We start from the raw sequence: 18,978 nt of genomic DNA on the forward strand, positions 1-18,978 counted from the left end.
CTTACGCTGTTCCCAATCGTCTTTGAATCCCTTAAATCGAATCTTCGGTGTATTCATATTTTACACCTCCTCAAGCACACGAATAAATGCCTCAACAGCCTCTTTCGTCGCATCATCCTGAAAGGTCAGTTCTTTCATCATTCCGACTAACGCTGCATTTTCCTCTTTGATCTGCTTGTCTGTCTCGCGCATACTCTGTGTCAATGCATTTAAGTCGATTTCTTCCTCTTCTTCCGTTGTATCCACATATCTTGGGATATTCAAATTGAAATCGTTTGCCACAATGTCATCATAAGACGCGAGATATGCTTCTTTCTCTACCGTTTTACGATTATTGTATAATTCCAGAACATGATCGATATGTTCCTCTTTCATCACATTTTGCTTTTTTTCTTTTTCGAACAATTTGGATGCATCGATAAATAACACATCGCGCCCTTCGCGGTGCTTCTTCAGCACGATAATACAAGTAGGAATCGACGTATTGTAGAACATGTTCGATGGCAGACCAATCACGGCATAGATCGAACCATTTTCCAGTAAGGTCTTCCTTATGCTCCCCTCTGCTGCTCCACGGAACAACACACCATGCGGTAACACAATCGCCATAGTTCCTGTCTGTTTCAGATGATAGAACCCATGTAACAAAAATGCATAATCTGCCTTTGATTTCGGTGCCAGCTTTCCACCATAATCCATAAATCGTTCATCCTGTTTGAAGCCTTCTGCCGCCGACCAATTTGCAGAATACGGCGGATTCATCGTTACTGCATCAAACTCTGTTTCTTCATCGGTTGGCCAGTCTGCATCCAGGGTATCTCCATTTCGCAGATGCTGATTCTCCGGCAGTACGCCATGCAGGAACATATTCATACGAGCAAGGTTGTATGTGGATGGCATCAGTTCCTGTCCGTAATATTTGATAAAGTCTGGTTCTGTGGAATAATTTCTACAGCTAAGCATCAAAGAACCGGAACCCATACACGGATCATATACCTGTAGTCCTTTTTTATTTTCCTGTCCGGTCATCGCGATCCGGCATAAGATCTGCGCCGGTCCATGTGGTGTATAGAATTCTCCTGCTTTCTTTCCCGTTTCCGAAGCAAACTGACCGATCAGATATTCATATGCATTTCCCAGTACATCGCCCTCGGTATGAATCAGATCTGCATCATCCAACACCTTAATTACTTCTGCGATCGTTGCACTCTGCTTCTGATCTCCGGTTCCCAAACGATTCGAATACAGATCTACATCTGCAAATAGTCCATGAAACAATTCATCCGACTCTTCAATCCGATTAAATGCTGCCTGTAATTTCTCTCGATTGAATGAGTTGTTTTTCGCATCCTTTAAGATGCTGACATAGGTCATGTCCGGATCTAATGTATAATGCAAAGATTCTTTCAATTCCTCCAGCAGCTCCTCTGCATCTTCACTCTCCATAATTTCTTCGTAGGCTGTCTGTGCCTCTTCCAGACTATCCGGCTTTGCATCATTCAGCAGATCATACACTTTTGATAGATACGAATCTGATAAGTATTTATAGAAAACCAATCCAAGCAAGTATGTCTTGTACTCATTGGCATCCATCTTTCCACGCAGTACATCTGCCCCACTCCATAGTACCTGCAATAAATCTTTTCCTTCTGCCATTTCTATATCCTCCCTCATTCGTCGCTTCTGTTACAATTCACTTACGCTTAATTCTATCATAATTGTTCGGATGATAAAAATAAAATTTTTGATTATAGCAGCAAAAAGGTCAACCGACATCATATCAGTTGACCTTTTCCTCATATATTGATTTTAAGCCTTTCTATTTCTCTTTGTTTTCACGCACTTCCAGCACTTCGGCAGTAATTGCATCCACATCATATTCGGGCGCATATTTCTTTACAATATCATAGATTGGCTGAATATCTTCGACAGCTTCTTCAAGTTCCTCTGCAATCTGTTCAAGAGATTTATTCTTTTGAAGCTTCTTAATGATTAAATTAACAAGACGGCAAACATCTCCCTTGGCAATTCCAGATGAATATCCTTCTGCGCGACCTTCTTCCACACCATCGTTAAACCATTCCCGTTTTGCATTCTCCATCTGCTTTTCGTATGTCAGATCAAACATCATAATTTTCTGCACATCCTCTCCGCGTTCCAGCAAAAATTTCTTCAGGATATCCTCTGCAATGCAACGATTCACTGCATCTCTGATTGCGGTCTCATAATCCTTGTCGCCCTTTTTTGCCTTTGCAAGATTCTCATTTACATATCCAACAAATATCATATACTCCCGCAGTGTCTGGCTCCGCTTCTTCAAATCCTCATTATTTCCCGGATTGATGTTATACACGGTACATATCAGCTCTAACTGCGGTTCGTCCGACTGGTTTTCATATGCATCGGACAATTTCAGCACTTCACGCTCTGGTCTGTTTTTTTCTCCATTGTAGAACACTGCGAACTTCGGTGTTGGTATCTTCACCAGCTTGTGACTGAGCAGATATCTATTCTCTACCAGCTTCTTGATGATCGTCACAAAATAAATCAGTTCTCGAAGCGGCATGTTCGGGTTATACGTTGACTGATGCTCATAGATATTCAGAACCGAATCCATACTCACAACAAATGATGCATCATTGTGTACCGTAAGTGATACACCGCTTTCCAGCGTATGAATCTCGATGATCTCCGGATCAGTGTACGCTGTCCCCGCCATCGCATTGTAGACATCCAGCGCCCTTGCATTGTCCTCCAACAACATACTAAACACGTCACTTTTGTACTCTCTGTTTGCCATATTTCGTCCTCCTTTGGCTTGCGCAGGAGAAATCCATCTGCAAACATAGCCCAAAACTATCTTCCTTGAATACCCCTGCATCTTAAATTAAATGAATTGAATTTAAAAGCATGAATGTTCAAGAATAAATAATTTGACTATTCGTAGAAAGTAGCTATCTAGCCGCTACTATATGAAACTTATGCTTTGATGATAGACTAACATATTTTCCTGTTATAGTCAAGTTGCCCCTTGCATTTCCCCGTTTCCTGTGCTATAAAGTAAACAGTGTTTACCAAAGGAGTACCATTATGCGCGAGAGCACAAAAGCGACCAGAGCGACAATTTTACAAAGTGCGAAAGAGATTTTCTTAGAATGCGGCTATCAGGAAGCGTCCATGCGAAAGATCGCTGCGCGGGCGGGCATTACCCCCGGTGCGATATACAAGCATTTTTCAGGGAAGGAAGAAATGTTCGGTGAGATATTCGCAGAGAGCGGAAATAAGCTGATGGCACTGAGTGAGTCCATGCTGGATATTGACTTTTCGTCGATGTCCGACGAGCAGCTGATGCAGGTATTCTATTCCCGCATATCCATCCGGACTTTCGAGCTGTTAGAGGACGATATGCAGCTCTTCCACATGCTGTTAAAGAATGATTCCGGCACCTATATCCGGAACTTCCGCGAAGTTTATATCACGCGATGCAACGAATTCGCAACACGCTTTTATCATGAATTATATGTGCGTGGACTTGCGAAGAATCAACTATCTGAGAAAACATGTTACATGCTGTCTCTGTCTGAGTTCTCGATGATCTGCGAGATGATCGCCGATGATACCTGCAAGGACGGCTTTACCCATGAAATGAAACAGGCATTTTTAGAGGCGATGGATGTGCTGATGCACGGTATCGAAGCGGCACTTGGATTACAAGGAGGAACCTATGGAAAAGATAAAAATTGAACCCGGAACCGTACAGGAGACACTCTTAATTCCACTCTATGGAAGAAAACAGGCAATGGACCGATACCCTGATATCTTCATGGATCACGATTGTCAGGATATCTTCTCCCACGTCGACTTTCAGGTATCAGACCAGATGCGCGGCAAGATTGGAAAGATCGGTTCGATCATGGGTGCCACACGGCAATTTGATATGGCAAGCGTATGCCGCACATACTTAAAAGACCATCCGAAAGCCTGCGTCGTAAACCTTGGATGCGGACTCGATACAACATTCCGACAGGTAGATAACGGACAGGCGCGCGCGTATAATCTGGATTTTCCGGATGCGACTGCCGCCCGCAATGAACTGCTTGGAGACCGCGAACGCGAGACAAATATCGCCTGCGATCTGAATGATCTTTCGTGGTTTGATCAGATTGATTTCCACCCAGAAGATGGCATTGTATTTTTTGCGTCCGGTGTGTTTTATTATTTCAAGACTGACGATGTGAAGCGGCTTTTCTCAGCGATGGCGGAACGTTTCCCAGGCGGGAAGCTCGTCTTCGACGCAACAAAGAAAAAGGGATTAAAGAGCATGTTGAAGGTATGGCTCAAAGGCTTCGAGATGAAAGACATCAATGTCTATTTCAGCGTTGACGATGTCGCTGTATTGAAAGGCTGGAGCAGTCACATTGCCTCCGCCCAAAGCAACGGCTATCTGGAAGGCTACCGCCCGCTTGATAAGCGTTTCGGTTTCATAACGAACATGGTGTTCCGGCATCTGGACAAGTCCAAGATGTGCCAGATCATTGAGATAGATTTTGCTAAGAAGGGATGATTTAGTTGAAGTACGGATTCTCACAGAAATTATTTGGATATTTTTATCACAGCTCCTGCATGAAGCAGGCAAAAAGACAGCATTTGCAGATTGACAGCAAGGCAATCAAACAGGAATACCGCGCCATCCTGACGCGTGCCAAGGATATCGGCAAATCCCGGCTGATGAGTTCTTATTGCATGGGCGCATATTTCATCGCATTAACCCGGAACACAACCTTATCCCCGGAGGAATGTTATGCCCTGTATAAGGATGGACTCTCCGCCAATCAGTTGTTCCACAAGGTCGTGGGAAATGCAGACAGCTATCTCGATGCGAAGAAGCTTCCAGCCCGGAAAAAGTGGTCTGCCGACTCCCATAAACGCAAATACGAAAATGACTGGGTCGTTGACATCTTAGAGGGCGGCGCGAATGATGATTTCGAGCTTGGCTACGATTATCATACATGCGGCATCTGCAGTCTGTGCCGGGATGAGGGATGTTTCGAACTCGCCAAATATCTCTGCCGCATGGACTATGTGCTTGCCGACATGATGCAAATGCGCTTAGTCCGGACACAAACGATCGCGGAAGGTGCAGCCTGCTGTGACTTTCGGTACAGCCGGATGGAGTCCGCTTCCGGAAAGAAATCTTAACAAAAGTCTTCCCGCTTCATGCTTGCCCGCCGCTTCTGGTCCACTTCGATCCATTCATCAAGTGTAAGCGGCACATAGTCGGAAAACATGCAGAAACAGTTGATCATCTGACACGGAATTGTGAGTTCCTCTTCCTTCCCGTCCTTACTAAGCACCGAACGTTTGCAGGCTCGTGTCTGATTCTGGAACTCATTGAGCAGATATTCGTCATATGTATTATGCACATGTCCATACAACATATATGTCTTCGGCGCACCCTTTGCATTCCGGCGGTACTGTCCGTTGTAACACATAACCGGGTAATGGCACAAGATGATCTTACGGTTATTATCATTGAGTTCCCTGTAATGTGTAATCCATTCAAAATGGGATGCATCAAACCCAGGCTTTGAAATAAAATGATCGTGATTGCCAATGATCAAACACTTTTTTCCGTGCAAGCGCTCCAGAATGGCATTTGCTATATCGACTTTTTTTGACATACAGAAATCACCCAATATCACAACCTCATCCTGTTTCCGCACACGCGAATTCCACTGTGTAATCATATATTCATTCATAGCTTCACCGCTTTCAAAGCCTCGGCAATCCATACGATCATTCAATTTATCATGGCAAAAATGTAAATCTGCAATATAATAACGCATGTCAGCGTTCCTCCCTTTCCCCAACACTGTCCTTATTGTATGCTTATTTTGATCCGCAGACAAGATAGCATTTGCATTTCTTTGTAAAAGAAAAGACACTCCAAAGTCTATACTCTAGAATGTCTTCACATCTCGTTCTTATACCTTAATTATATTTCCACTGCTCGCTTTCTAACTGCACATCGACCATATGCTTATAGATACCATTCTTCTCCTTCAACACTGACAGTGTTCCCTGCTCGGCTACCACTCCATCCTTTAACACGATGATCTGATCCACGCCATTGACCGTACGCATACGGTGCGCGATGACCAGAACCGTCTTGTTACGGATCAGCTTGGAGATGGATTCCTGAATCACGGACTCATTATCTACATCCAGCGAGGCGGTTGCCTCATCCATCAGGATGATTGGTGCATCCTTTAAGAATGCACGTGCGATGGAAATTCTCTGACGCTCACCACCGGATAATTCGGAACCATTTTCCCCGATCATGGTATTCCATTTGTCCGGTAATTTCTCGATAAAGTCCGTACAGTTTGCAAGCCTGGCTGCTGCCATAACTTCCTCGTCCGTTGCATCCTTGCGACCGATCCGGATGTTCTCCATAACCGTGTTGTTAAAGAGTGTCACATCCTGGAACACAATGGAATACAGGGAAAGTAATGTCTCCGGCTCGACCTTCGATACATCCATACCTCCAACTGTAACAGTACCTTTCTGGATATCCCAGAATCTTGCCGCCAGTCTCGATACGGTTGTCTTACCACCACCGGATGGTCCGATCAGGGCTGTTACCTGCCCCTGTTTTGCGGTAAAGCTGACATCGGAGAGCACCTGCTCGCCACTGTCATAGGCAAATGCCACGTGGTCAAATACAATATCATAGCCCTTGTTCGTCAGTATCTCTGCGCCGGTCTGCTCTTCGTGTGACAGGATCTCATCCATACGCTCACAGCTTGGTTCGAGACTGATCAGCGCTGACAGGTTCTGCAATGCGATCTGCAAAGGCTCATACATTCTTGTTACAACAAGCAGGAACACGAACAAAGTCAGTACATTGATCTCGCCTTTTACAAGCAGGATACTTCCGACCAATGCAACCGTTCCGATGCCGAACTTCAGGATCATCTGTGCCGAACATACATAGGCTGCGTTCTTGAATTCCAGCACGATTGCATTTTTCTCTACGTCTTTGATTTTCTTATCAAGTCCTTCCATGTACGTCTCTGTCATGTTGTTGGAACGCAGGTCACGGATCGTCTCCAGTCCCTCCTGAATTCCGTCGAGACAGGAAAGCTTATATGTCATCGTCTTCTTCTGGACAGACTTCAAACCCTTTCTCGAAGTCAGTACGATGATAAATGCGATCGGCATCACCCATACAGCGGCAAGCGCCATCTTCCAGTTGAAAAACAACAGACCAATCACAATGATCGTTGTCGAGATCATCGAACCGATCAGCTCCGGAATCCAGTGGGAGCTTCCGGTCTCGAGCAATGCACAGTCTGACATGATCGTATTCGTCAGATCGGACAGATCCTTCTTACCGAAGAAGGAAAGCGGCAGGCGGCGAAGCTTCTCGGCAAGCGCACGTCTACGCACACCACTTTCGACATAGGTTGAAAAGAAGGTTGCGTTATATTGGAAATAAGTTGTAACGGCAACAAGCACAAATACAACAACGATTCCACCGATGAAGAATCCAATCTTATCTTTCGGCACCTTGCCATCAAGCAGATACGAAGTAAGCTGATACAGAAGACCAACCGGCAGCATCAGCACAAGATTCGCGATCGTAACTGCCACAAACGCTTTTATCATATTCTTTGCACCGTTTTCGGACAGTGCGTATTTATGTTTCAATTTCTCGATCATGCGGTTGCACCTGCCTTTCCTACCTGCCAGTTCACGGACTTGTTATATTCGTTCCACATATGTGTGTAGATGCCATCCCTGGCTGCCAGCGCATCATGTGTACCGGACTCTGCAATCTTTCCGTCCTTCAATACATAGATCTGGTCCGCATTTGTCACAGTCGACAGACGATGTGCAATCATGATCACCGTCTTATCCTTGGACAGGTTCTCAAATGCGCGCTGTACCTGTCTCTCGTTATCCGGATCAGCAAATGCGGTCGCCTCATCTAAAATCAGAATCGGCGCATTCTTGAGAAATGCCCGCGCGATCGACAGACGCTGCATCTCACCACCGGATACGTATGTTCCCTTTGAACCAATCACCGTATTCACACCGCCCGGAAGCTTCTCGATGATGTCGCTGCACTGTGCTTTCTTCAACGCCTCCATTACCTCGGCATCTGTCGCATCCGGTCTTCCCATACGGACATTTTCCAGAATCGAAGTCTTCAGCAGCTTACTATCCTGAAATACATACGACAAGTGATTCATCAGCTCCTTGCTGTCGATGTTCTTCACATCTACACCGCCGATCTCGATGCTGCCACTCTTGACATCCCAGAATCTTGCAATCAGTGATGCCAGCGTCGTCTTACCACCACCGGACGGACCAACAAATGCGATATGGGAACCCGCCTTGACGGAAAGCGTGATGCCGTCGATGGCATTTGCCTTTGCCTCATCGTAAGCAAATGTCACGTCCTTCAACTCGATGGATGCGTCCTTCGGTGTCTGCTTGTTTGCTGCTTCCGGAAGTTCCTTCGCATTTAGCACCTCATCCATCCGGTTCAATGCATCCTCGACAAGCATCTGTGATTCGCCTGCATATGCAACCTTCATCAGCGTTGTGGTAAGTACCGAAGTTACCAATATGTAGAAGATCAGGTTCAATACGAATTTGTCTGTGACTGTATTTCCACCTAATGTATACGCGGCTACAATCAGCGCTGCAAATATACCATTGCAAAATACGGTAAATCCGATCATCGGAATCATCATGGATTTCGTGTAATCGATTGTCCATCTCTCATATTCATCGATGGCCGCCTTAAACCGCTTGAATGAGAAGATCGTCTGTCCAAATGTCTTTAAGACCGGTACGCCCCGCACATACTCCACCGCCTCGGATGACATCGTCTCTAACGAGTTCTGATATTTCTTCATATCCTCTGCCATCTTCGGTCCCATCATCATCGTACCCATGATGAGAAATGCGAATAAAGCCGGAATTAGGCTGATCAGACCAAGGCGCCAGTCAAAGCCCGCCATCAGTACGAGCAGACCGATCGGCGTTGCCCTTGATACGACCTTATCCGGCAGGTTGTGTGCCAGAAATGTCTCTGTCGCCGCGGAGGAATCCATAACGATCTTCCGGATCTTTCCGGTTCCCTCTGCCTCCACATAACCAAGCGGAAGCTTCATGATGTGATTCATCATCGCAGTACGCATATTAGTCTGCACGCGGAATGCTGCCTTATGGGAGCACATCAAAGCTCCGATATAAAGCACCATTGCGAGCAAGGCAAATCCTACCGCCTGCCATCCATAGGATGTGATGTGCGTTGCTTTGGAATAGTCCGGTCTTACTTCCAAGACCTCCTTTATGATGCGCCACACATCATAAAACGGAATCAGCGCAACCCATGCACTGATTGCTGCCAGGACGCAGGATGCATAAGAAAAATACTTATGCGTTCCGGCAATTTTCATAAGTCTTGACAATGCACTTTGCTTTTTTGCCTTCATGACAAAACCTCCTTGTAAAATGATTTTATATTTAGTTAGGTTTCACTAACCTATATGTAATTTTTGGGGCAGTGCACATCGCTATGCACTGCCTGTTATCATATGGCACCAACCCGTAGGATTGATGACCTGCGCACGCATCCGCGTGCTCCATTTTATTTACAATCCAAAAACTGCTTTCCAGCCTGCGAAATTGAAGATTTGTACATTCTTCATAAAGGCTGCTGCCTCATCATATGGCTTGTCGTGCGTCAACACCTCGTAGATATACTGCCAGCCGGTTCTGCAGAATACATGGATGAAAAAATCATCCGCGGTCGCATTCTCATTTGCATACTGCTTTGCAAATATACTGTAATACTGCTCCTCGATTGCCGCGAGTCTGTCAAAATAATCTTCATATTCGGTTCCCTCCGAATGACAGAACAGAAGCTGAAATTCTTCCTTGTGCTGATAAATATATGCCAATACCTGGTCGGTTCCTTCGTTGCCCTCCTTGATGGCGTGATCCATGTCCGGATTCCCGGTTGCCTTCTGTATACTCTGCATATACATCTTCATCAGGCCATCCGCCGCTTCCTGTACAATCGCGGTAAAAAGTCCGCTTTTATCACCAAACCGGGTATATATGGAATTGGTACTGACTCCGCATGCTGCCGATATCCGCCGCATGCTGGCATCATGGAATCCATAGGTAAAGAATTCTTCCTTCGCTGCCTGAAGCAGGGATTCCGTCACACCGGTTGTCTCACGTCGCATGAGCTACTCCTTCTCTTCGTTCGTTTGTTGCCATTTATCTTGTTTTGCTTTTCGTAACATCGTTATTATAACAGTGTTATTTTATTTGTCAATAGGGTTGGGATAAAAAAGCAGGTTATTTTTCAAACCCGCTTCTACCATAACAATTTTATTTACATTCACCTGCACACCGCAGTGCTTCTATCCAACCATTACCTTCATCACGATCATCCCTGCCAGATACACAACTGCCAACACATACACGACACCATCCGCACGTGCATATCGAAGCGGATACATCTTCGTTCTCGGTCTGCCAGCCTGATAACAACGTGCTTCCATCGCGAGTGCCAGATCGCCTGCCCGTCCAACTGCGGATGCAAAAAGCGGCATCAGAATCCGTCCGGTACGTTTCAACTTCTGGAACACATTTCCTGCCTCGAAATCCACGCCACGCGCCGTCTGTGCCTTCATGATCCGGTCTAGCTCTTCGATCAGAATCGGAATGAAGCGCAGCGTAATTGACATCATGAGTGCAATCTCATGCACCGGTACATGAATTTTCGTAAGCGGATGAAATGCTTTCTCCAGGCCGTCCGTCAGCTCGGTCGGCGTCGTTGTGTATGTCATAAGTGACGAACCTAAAATCAGCTCCATCAACCGCACGACACGGACAATCGCCTGCATGATTCCTTCCCGGTAGATGTGAATAAACTTCCAATGGAAATACAACGCTTCCCCTTTTCCGAAGAACACATTTACGATACAGATAAATACCAGCAATATCCAGACCGGCTTTAACCCCTTGATCATATATCGAAATGGTACCTTGGATATCACGATACATGCGATCAATACTACGCCTGCCACCGCAAATACGATCAAATTTTTGCTAAGAAACAGTCCGATGATGTAGAGCAACGTTGCGAATAACTTCACACGCGGGTCAAGATGATGAATCGGTGACCCCGAAGGATAATATTGTCCAATTGTAATGTCTCGAATCATAAATTGTCTCCTTGCTTCCTTTCATCAAATCTGTTCTTGATATCAACGTTTTCTCTTCCTACTGTACTATTTGTGCAATCGCCAAGACAAGCAAGCAGTTCCTTCTCACGAATCACATTCTGTGGAATTTGATACCCGCTTGCTCGCAATTTGTCCGCCAGCTTCACGGGTTCCGGTACATCCAGTCCACAGTCTGCAAGCATCTCCCGCTTGGCAAATACTTCTGCCGGTCGGTCATCCAATATCTTCTTTCCATCGTCCAACACAATGATCCGGTCTGCGTATTCCGCCAGGTCCTCCATACTATGTGAGACAAGCAGAACACCGATTCCCTGCTCCCGATTCATCCGCCGGATCCGGTCGAATATTTCACGTTTTCCTTCTGCGTCCAGTCCTGCTGCCGGCTCGTCCAATATGATATATTCCGGATGCATCGCAAGCACACCAGCAATCGCCACACGCCGCTTCTGTCCGCCTGATAACTGTAACGGCGATGCTTGATAATATTTCTCCGGCAGATCAACAAACCGAAGTGCTTCCTCCACACGCGTCTTGCATGCTTCCTCGGTCAAGCCCTGCTTACCTGGTCCAAATGCGACATCCTCCCACACGGTATCGCAGATCATCTGATGCTCCGGATATTGGAATACCATACCAACCTTACTACGCAGATAATTTCCGGAATATCCCTTTGCATGAATATCCTTTCCCTCAAATGTAACCGTTCCGCCAGTCGGTTTCAGCAGCCCGTTCAGTAACTGGACCATGGTGGATTTGCCGGAACCTGTATGCCCGGCAAGTCCGACAATCTCTCCTTTGCCAAGCGACAGGCTCACGTCGTCTAAGGCAACCTTCTCGTATGCGGTTCCCGGACTGTAAATATAGCTAACGTGTTGCAGGGAGATGAGAGCTTGATTTTTTTCATCTGTCTCTGCTTCAGCCTTTTCGTTTTTTTTCTTATCTACCAGCTCAGAGCTTGCTTCCCATTCTCTGCCTGATTTATCATATTCTGATAGGTTCTTCCGTTTGCCAGTCGTAGCCTCATCCTCTCTCGCATCTCCAACCTTTTCCACGAACACATCACTATCTATTAATTTCCGCACCCGATAAGAAAGCGGTGCCTCCATTCCCATCTCCGCAAGCAGCACATCCGCTCCGAAGAATTTCTCCGGTGTTCCATCGAATCTTACCTGTCCGTCTGCAAGCAGAATTACCCGGCTCGCAAGTGCCGCCTCTTCCATATCATGCGTAATCAGAATCACAGTCATTTCCTGTTCCTGATTCAACCGCTGTAACGCTTCCACCACTTCTTTCCGTCCTTTCGGATCAAGCATCGCAGTCGGCTCGTCTAAGACGATATAATCCGGGTGCATCGCAAGAATTCCTGCAATCGCAATCCGCTGTTTCTGTCCACCCGACAGATGATTTGGTGCCGTCTTTCTCCGCTTCCACATCCGCACCTGTTCGAGTGCCTGCTTCACACGTGCCACGATGGTATCTGACTCCATACCCAGATTCTCCGGGCCGAATGCAACCTCTTCTTCCACATTTGCCGCCACCATCTGATTGTCCGGATTCTGGAACACCATACCGACGTGCTGGCGAATCTCGTACAGCTTCTCCGCATCCCTGGTTCCCATCTCATCTACGGTTACCGTACCTTCTGACGGTCGAAGGATTGCATTTAACTGCTTCGAGAATGTTGTCTTGCCGGAACCATTTCTGCCAAGCAACGCGATGAATTCACCTTTTTTAATTGTAAGATCTACACCTTTTAAGATTTCCTCCGTAGCGATCACGTTTCCATCGACATCGCGCTTTTTATATTGAAATCTTACCTGTTCTGCCCGTATCACCGTCCGGTCCTCCATTTTTTCCTGTTTTACTCCAACTCCAGCTCGCTCTCTTTTTCTCAACTTGGAGCAATCCACCTCTTTCTTCCTGTTTTACTCCGAATCCATCCACCACTGTCTAAGCCGCGATTTATCCACTTTCCCACTTGTGTTCTTCGGCAATGCCTCCAGCACGATCACCCGCTTCGGAATCTCAAAATCCGCCAACTTCTCCTTCAACTGCTGTCGCAGATTCTCTGGCACATCCGTGCCCTCCACTGTCACAAATGCACTCACGATTTCCGCCGGCATATCTGCATCCTTCTCCTTCGGAAGCAAAACAACCGCCGCCTCTGTGATTCCTGTGACTTCCTCCAGCGCATTTTCTATCTTCATCATCGACACTTTGCGTCCGCGCACGCCGACGATATCATCCGTCCGCCCAAGGAAATAAAAGTTCCCCCGCGCATCCATCCGTCCACTGTCTCTAAGTGAATACGGTACCGTAATATTCTCCACGTGAAATGCATTGTCCACGTACATTTCATCATCCTGTATGAACACCCGCACACCCGGAAATGGCTTGCCGATCAGGTTCCGCTCTTCCGTCATGTCCGCGGACTTCACATACGTAATATAATTCAACTCGCTCGCACCATAGTATAAAGTAATCTCCGTATTCGGAAATATCTTCTTCAACACTTCCGCATCCTTTCTTCCAAGGCTCTGCGAGCCCGAAATAATCGTGCGGATATTCGCATTTACGCCTTTAAATACACGAGGCAACATAAGCAATTTGGACGGAATCAGGTAAATGCCATTCGCCCTTTCGCGCGCCATCACCTGCTCCCATTTACCCGGCAGAAATACATCCTCTGCAATCAGCGTGCCACCTGCCGCAAGCTGTCCCATATAGAGATTCAGATTCCCGGTAAATGCAAGACTTCCCTGCACGAACAGGCGGCTGTCCGTATCCACACCAAACACCGCATTCTGTATCGGGAAGAAATCTGCCCAGCTCTCAAAGCTTCGGAATAAAATCTTCGGAATCCCGGTTGTCCCGGATGTCATCACTGCCATTACCGCTCGTTCCGGCACGGGCGTATCAAACAGCGGATTTGTTACTTCGAGTTTGCTGTCCGCCGGCACGATGACCGGTACCTGATTTGTTCCCGCACACGCCAGAAATAAAATCAACTGTTTCAGGATTCCGGTCTCCCGGATCGGGTACAGATGTTTTTCTGCAACCTGTGGAAGACGCGCGCGTGCATCCTGCACAAGCGCATAAAGCTTTCCATATGTATAGCAATCACCGTTAATGATGATTGCGTCTTTGTCCGATGGTTGTTTTACCAGATAATCAATATACTGCATGTCATATTTCCTTTTTCATTCTGCCGGATGCATGACCTGCACCCAGACTATTTGTGATAATTTACACCCTCGCCCGCAGCAACAGCGCATGTCCGATTCCTCCCGCTGCCGCAATGCTGCATACCGCATAGCCCGGTGTCTCCTGCAGCGCCCGGCATGCATGTATCGTGATAATACCGCCTGAGGCGCCATATGGATGTCCATATGCGAGTGCCCCACCATACCGGTTGTAACGGTCAACTGCTTCCGGATAGGCACGCGCAAAAAGCTCATCAATTACTGCGAACGCCTCATTACACTCAAACACTGCGATATCCTCTGCCGTGTGTCCCGTCTTGGCAAGTAATTTCTGAATCGCCAATATTGCTGTCTCCGGGCTCTTGTCCGGGTTGCCGCCAACCGTTACGGAATCGACGATTTCTGCAAGCGGTGTCAGATTATATTCCTTCACATAACGCTCCGATGCCACCATCAGAAATGCCGCTCCATCATGCATCAAGCATGTATTTCCGGCTGTCAGTACCGCTCCGTCCGGCAAAAGCGGCGGCAGCTTATCTAAGAACCGTTCACTCATGCGATCCCGGATGCCCGCATCCGCAGCAGCCCCTTGCACGCCGACCAGATATGGTTCAAGCACACCGGCTTCTCTTGCCTGTTTGGCAAGCGTATGCGAACGCAATACCCATTTATTTAATTCCTGTCTGGTCATATGCGTATCCACTGCCACGCGCTCTGCGCCGCGGATCATCGCATACGGATCATGCTCGCCGGGTGCAAATTTTGCGACGGAATAAAAAGATGATTCGCCTCCATAGCGTTCATAATCCGGATGATTCCGGTTGTACGCCCGGCGCGGTGCCGTCGATGAACTATCCACACCACCTGCCACGATCAGATCTGCCTGTCCACTTTTTATCTTCGCCGCAGCAATCGTCAGTGCTTCCAGTCCCGATCCGCACTGCATATCCACCGTATATGCAGGAACTTCTTTCGGGAAATGTGCTGTAAGCGTTGCCAGTCTGCCAATATTTCCACTGGCTCCAACGCCATTTCCGACGATTACTTCATCGACCATCTGACGCACATCTTCCGGTACTAGCGCGCAGAGTACCTCCGCCGCAAGCATCTCGGCCGGCAGATGTTTATACATTCCATTTTCGACACCGATATAGCTACGGCGTCCGTCTATAATATACGCATGTTCCATACGATTTCCTTATCCTCTCGTTTACATTCATAGATCTGCTTTCCCCGCGTGTTTCTTATCTCCACGTGTAGTCTCTCATCAACATATACCGGTTTTTCAAAACGGAATCTGCAAATAAACGTTCCGCTATCCGGCATTCCCGCCTGCATCTCATTCTGCGTTTCCACCTGCACGCCTGCCTGCATCTCGTTCTTCATTCCCGCCCGCATTCCTGCCTGCAACTCTACATCAGTCTCCGTTTCCGGCTGTTTTTTCATCCACATGTCAAGCATCCTCTCCACCATCAAAAGCCCCGGCACAACGGCATGCGCCGTCCGGTGAATCGAATTCGTGTCGCCTACTGCATCCACAAACCGAAGGATATCGAAATGTGTAAATGAAAACGTTTTTCCCTCGCCTGTGTCCGCGGTTTCTTCCGTTTCGACCGAATGGTGTAGATCCATCTGCCGTTCTTCCGGCTTTGATTTCTCTACATTCATGCCCATATTTTCTTCCATACCTGCTTGTTTGCTAGTAACTGCGCCCTGCACCTCCGGTTTCACTACATGAAGCTCCAGTTGATACAAGATTCCATCCTCTTCCATCTGATTCCGCATAACCGCAAAGCTTGAGGTTTTTCTCACAATCTCGGACTTGCAGGAATTTTGAATTTTGATTTTCTGATTTTGAACTACTGTCAGGTCATTCTCACAGCCAAATTCTGTGTCTGATACGCGTTCTCCTGCTGCTTCCCGCTGTGCATACACGCACGCCCCGATCATCCAGCCATCGTACCCGGCAAGCGTACGAAAATCCGCCAGATGTTCAAATATTTTTTCAAATTCGCTCTTCATTCTCTTATTTGTCCTGATATCTTTCTTTATCTATATCAAATATACTATATTAAAACATTCCATTTTCTCACTCAATGTTCCTATTATATTTCCCAAAGTTTACAATGTCAACTTTTCTATCTGATTTTGGTTGACATTCTTATTTTCATCTGCTATTCTACATCATGTACCTGCTATGGAAAATTCCTTGCGTTCATTTATATGCTTAACAATGAAGCGCAACAATCCCAAATGCAAGGATGATTTTCATAACCATGTATAAATACAATAATAGCACGGCTATTATAACAGAAACTATGGAGAAAAAGAAATGAACACAACAGCAAAAAGCAAATTTTCAACCTACTCAATTGTCATGATGGCGCTTTTCGCAGCTATCCTGTGTGTATCTGCTTATATTAGCATCCCGCTGCCAAACGGAACACACATCACACTTTTAAATTTTGTAATCACTCTGATTGCACTTGTATTCCCACTTGCGGAATCATTCTTCATCGGTCTGATCTGGATGTTACTCGGATTGGTCGGTGTTCCGGTATTCGTCGGTGGACAGGCAGGTCCGGGATACTTATTTGGCACTTATGGCGGTTTTTCCTTCGCCTTTATCTTCATCGCCATTTTGATTCCGATCTTCCGTGGAAAGAAGTACAATCGTATTCGTTATACTATCGTTGCTATGTTATCCGCTGTTCTTGTTGACGCAGTCGGTTCTCTCTGGATCATGATCGCATCAGGTTGCAGTATCAAGGCTGCTTTTGTAGCCGGTTTTCTTCCTTTTATTGCACTTGATCTTGTGAAAGCAGTCGTTGCCGCACAGATCGTACCGGCATTCCGGAAGCTGATTTATCTGCGCAGAGATGCCGAGGACGAGGATTAACATAATTTCGATTCCTATCCCTCCAAGGAAACGAAAGAGCCGGTACACTTTAGTTGTATCGGCTCTTTTAGTTTATGGTTCTCAAAACACACATCAATTTTTCGATCATTTTGCACTGTCTTCTTCCGGCGATACCGCTTCCGTACTGTCCGTAGCTGTCCCTGCATCCTCCGCAGTCACAAAACTCACCTCATACGTTTTTCCCATCGCATCACCGACGTTCTTCACATACTGCTCTAACAGATCCTGTGCGCGATTCTGCGCCTGCTGCAACAAGGATTCATCCGACTGGACATTCTCCAGCATGTTTTCCTGTGCAGTCTTGATGGCTTCCGTCTGGTCATCCGCGTTGATTTTTTCTGCACCGAGGCCTTCCCGGTTTGTATAATAGGAGTCCTTATCCAGCGATGTCTGGTCTACCTGACAGCTAAGCACCTTTGCCTTCGGCATCGTGATCGTCACCTGACTGCCATCGACCTGCATATCCAGATTCGTGATGTCCACGCCGAGCTTTACGATACCGGAATACTCGATCCAGAGTTCTGCGGTTGTGTCCCACCACAGCACGTCTTTTTCCTTCGTGATTTTTGCGACATTATGATAATAACATTTGAGCGTTGCCAGCTCACAGATCGATTTCATCTGCGTGAGACTTAAATCTTCCTTCGGTGCTTCTTCCTTTTTGCCACAGGCTGAAAAAAGCATACACACGACAAGGCAAAATACTGCAAGTCTTTTTATCTTTCTATTTGGGTTCAATCCCCTTATCTTTTTATTCGTCTTTTCCATTCTCATTTTCTCCCACCGAAATTTCTATTCAATCACCAGTTCATATGGCGCATCCTGATTCTCGATAATCGGATTGATCAACGCTTTTACTGTATCTTCCGCATTTTCTCTTGCCATTTCGAGGAGTTTTTCATTGCCTCTGCACGCTTCACCTGCATCTGCAAGGCATGCCGCATAGGCTTCTTCGGATACATCGGATTTTTCTGCACTCTTTTTTATGAACATGTAGTCCATAGATGCCATATCCACGACAACTTCTTTCACCTGGATTCGCGGAAGTGTGACTACAATCTTTTTAGCCTGTCCTTCCGGGACATCCTCGTCGATGTTCACTTTGATCTCTTCCATGTTCATGCTTGCTTTTGCACAGGCATTATAGGATACATAATAAGCAATCTTGTTCGGATGCTTCTTCTGTGGCACTGCCGCGACTCCGTTATATGTCATAGTGCTCACAGCCAGATCGTCGATCTGCAGGACTTCCTCTAACTGACTGCTTGTGAGAATCGTCGTCTTTACCTCCGGCTTCAGTCCGAACCAGCCAAGCTGCTTTGCAAGCTTATAACCGGCTCCAATCAGGATGACTACGACTGCCAGAATCACAATCCATTTCAAGAGCTTTACCACATCACGTGTCGATGCTTTTCTGCCTTTATCCTCAACCGTTTTTCGTTTATTTTTTTCTCCATGTTCCTGCACTTTCATCGCTTCCGTTTCATCCCCTCTGGTTGTATCTTCTTCCATTTCGCTCATTCCGGATTTGCCCATATGTCTTCTCCTTATGTGTATTTTACGCTTTCATCCGTAT

General features: G+C 46.5%; 17 protein-coding genes. 4 read left to right on the forward strand and 13 right to left on the reverse strand.

What is annotated here, in order from left to right; all coding sequences use genetic code 11:
• Positions 1 to 60: 60 nt before the first annotated feature.
• Positions 61 to 1,656: a type I restriction-modification system subunit M gene (locus tag ACZQK9_RS12585; protein ID WP_483270794.1), complete on the reverse strand. Its 1,596-nt coding sequence runs from the start codon at positions 1,654 to 1,656 to the stop codon at positions 61 to 63.
• A gap of 163 nt (positions 1,657 to 1,819) precedes the next feature.
• Complete coding sequence (locus ACZQK9_RS12590) at positions 1,820 to 2,800, reverse strand: RpnC/YadD family protein (RefSeq protein WP_178016984.1); 981 nt, start codon at positions 2,798 to 2,800, stop codon at positions 1,820 to 1,822.
• 290 nt (positions 2,801 to 3,090) lie between these two features.
• Here ACZQK9_RS12590 and ACZQK9_RS12595 point away from each other — a divergent pair, with 290 nt between their 5' ends.
• Genes ACZQK9_RS12595 through ACZQK9_RS12605 form a run of 3 tightly spaced genes read left to right on the forward strand, consistent with a single transcriptional unit; the run spans position 3,091 to position 5,199 of the window.
• Positions 3,091 to 3,744, forward strand: a complete 654-nt coding sequence (locus ACZQK9_RS12595; RefSeq protein ID WP_483270795.1) for a TetR/AcrR family transcriptional regulator — start codon at positions 3,091 to 3,093, stop codon at positions 3,742 to 3,744.
• Positions 3,725 to 4,564, forward strand: a complete 840-nt coding sequence (locus ACZQK9_RS12600; protein WP_483270796.1) for a class I SAM-dependent methyltransferase — start codon at positions 3,725 to 3,727, stop codon at positions 4,562 to 4,564. Before ACZQK9_RS12595 ends, ACZQK9_RS12600 begins: the two co-directional genes overlap by 20 nt.
• 5 nt (positions 4,565 to 4,569) lie before the next feature.
• Positions 4,570 to 5,199 (forward strand): L-2-amino-thiazoline-4-carboxylic acid hydrolase, encoded by a 630-nt coding sequence (locus tag ACZQK9_RS12605; protein WP_483270797.1) that lies wholly within the window; start codon positions 4,570 to 4,572, stop codon positions 5,197 to 5,199.
• On the opposite strand, the gene ACZQK9_RS12610 is transcribed toward ACZQK9_RS12605, so the two are convergent.
• The 9 genes from ACZQK9_RS12610 to ACZQK9_RS12650 all read right to left on the reverse strand — a co-directional run bounded on the left by ACZQK9_RS12610 (position 5,196) and on the right by ACZQK9_RS12650 (position 16,504).
• On the reverse strand, positions 5,196 to 5,846 hold the full coding sequence (locus tag ACZQK9_RS12610) for a metallophosphoesterase family protein (protein WP_483270798.1): 651 nt from the start codon (positions 5,844 to 5,846) through the stop codon (positions 5,196 to 5,198). The two genes, ACZQK9_RS12605 and ACZQK9_RS12610, sit on opposite strands and share 4 nt — an antisense overlap.
• Positions 5,847 to 5,991: 145 nt before the next feature.
• Positions 5,992 to 7,725 (reverse strand): ABC transporter ATP-binding protein, encoded by a 1,734-nt coding sequence (locus ACZQK9_RS12615; protein WP_483270799.1) that lies wholly within the window; start codon positions 7,723 to 7,725, stop codon positions 5,992 to 5,994.
• The gene (locus tag ACZQK9_RS12620) at positions 7,722 to 9,512 is read right to left on the reverse strand and encodes an ABC transporter ATP-binding protein (RefSeq protein WP_483270800.1); all 1,791 of its coding nucleotides are present in this window, start codon (positions 9,510 to 9,512) and stop codon (positions 7,722 to 7,724) included. The genes ACZQK9_RS12615 and ACZQK9_RS12620 overlap by 4 nt, the downstream gene beginning before the upstream one ends.
• Positions 9,513 to 9,671: 159 nt before the next feature.
• Positions 9,672 to 10,271 (reverse strand): TetR/AcrR family transcriptional regulator, encoded by a 600-nt coding sequence (locus ACZQK9_RS12625; RefSeq protein ID WP_216507419.1) that lies wholly within the window; start codon positions 10,269 to 10,271, stop codon positions 9,672 to 9,674.
• Positions 10,272 to 10,451: 180 nt separating this feature from the next.
• Complete coding sequence (locus tag ACZQK9_RS12630; RefSeq protein ID WP_483270801.1) at positions 10,452 to 11,258, reverse strand: energy-coupling factor transporter transmembrane component T family protein; 807 nt, start codon at positions 11,256 to 11,258, stop codon at positions 10,452 to 10,454.
• A complete protein-coding gene (locus tag ACZQK9_RS12635) occupies positions 11,255 to 13,174 on the reverse strand; it encodes an energy-coupling factor transporter ATPase (protein WP_483270802.1) in 1,920 nt (639 codons plus the stop codon). The genes ACZQK9_RS12630 and ACZQK9_RS12635 overlap by 4 nt, the downstream gene beginning before the upstream one ends.
• Before the next feature lie 30 nt (positions 13,175 to 13,204).
• A complete protein-coding gene (locus tag ACZQK9_RS12640) occupies positions 13,205 to 14,464 on the reverse strand; it encodes an AMP-binding protein (protein WP_483270803.1) in 1,260 nt (419 codons plus the stop codon).
• 61 nt (positions 14,465 to 14,525) lie between these two features.
• Complete coding sequence (locus ACZQK9_RS12645; RefSeq protein ID WP_483270804.1) at positions 14,526 to 15,671, reverse strand: thiolase family protein; 1,146 nt, start codon at positions 15,669 to 15,671, stop codon at positions 14,526 to 14,528.
• Positions 15,650 to 16,504, reverse strand: coding sequence for a hypothetical protein (locus ACZQK9_RS12650; protein ID WP_483270805.1), 855 nt, complete (start codon positions 16,502 to 16,504; stop codon positions 15,650 to 15,652). The genes ACZQK9_RS12645 and ACZQK9_RS12650 overlap by 22 nt, the downstream gene beginning before the upstream one ends.
• A 310-nt stretch (positions 16,505 to 16,814) precedes the next feature.
• Here ACZQK9_RS12650 and ACZQK9_RS12655 point away from each other — a divergent pair, with 310 nt between their 5' ends.
• Positions 16,815 to 17,381 (forward strand): biotin transporter BioY, encoded by a 567-nt coding sequence (locus ACZQK9_RS12655; protein WP_483270806.1) that lies wholly within the window; start codon positions 16,815 to 16,817, stop codon positions 17,379 to 17,381.
• 105 nt (positions 17,382 to 17,486) lie between these two features.
• On the opposite strand, the gene ACZQK9_RS12660 is transcribed toward ACZQK9_RS12655, so the two are convergent.
• Positions 17,487 to 18,170, reverse strand: coding sequence for a DUF4230 domain-containing protein (locus ACZQK9_RS12660; RefSeq protein ID WP_178016971.1), 684 nt, complete (start codon positions 18,168 to 18,170; stop codon positions 17,487 to 17,489).
• Between the two features lie 24 nt (positions 18,171 to 18,194).
• Positions 18,195 to 18,938, reverse strand: coding sequence for a DUF4230 domain-containing protein (locus ACZQK9_RS12665; RefSeq protein ID WP_178016970.1), 744 nt, complete (start codon positions 18,936 to 18,938; stop codon positions 18,195 to 18,197).
• Between the last annotated feature and the right edge of the window lie 40 nt (positions 18,939 to 18,978).

Source organism: Wujia sp. (assembly GCF_056872695.1).